Source organism: Novosphingobium mangrovisedimenti, assembly GCF_025153475.1.
In the GTDB taxonomy this organism is placed as follows: domain Bacteria; phylum Pseudomonadota; class Alphaproteobacteria; order Sphingomonadales; family Sphingomonadaceae; genus Novosphingobium; species Novosphingobium mangrovi_A.
Window position 1 is genome coordinate 1 of record NZ_JANZXA010000085.1, and the last position, 251, is coordinate 251.

Genomic DNA, 251 nt, shown 5'->3' on the forward strand with positions numbered 1-251 from the left:
GATCGAGAACCCGCGATCTTCGGGAGGAACGATGTGACTGCAAGGCTTGAAGGACAAGTGGCGCTGCTAACCGGCGGCGCCACCGGGATCGGTGAGGCGGTCGTCGCGCGCTTTATCGAAGAAGGCGCCAAGGTTGGCGTCCTGGTCAGGGATGCCGCCCAGGCCGACTTGGTGCGTACGCGGCATGGCAACGCAGTAGTCGTGATTGAGGGCGATGTCCGCAATTATGTCGACAACGAAAAGGCGGTCGT

Annotated in this window: 1 protein-coding gene; it reads left to right on the forward strand. The window is 61.8% G+C overall.

Features of this window, described 5'->3' with window-relative positions; all coding sequences use genetic code 11:
• Positions 1–33: 33 nt before the first annotated feature.
• The coding region (locus NZK81_RS21580) for an SDR family NAD(P)-dependent oxidoreductase (protein WP_260048008.1) at positions 34–251 on the forward strand (218 nt) is incomplete at its 3' end.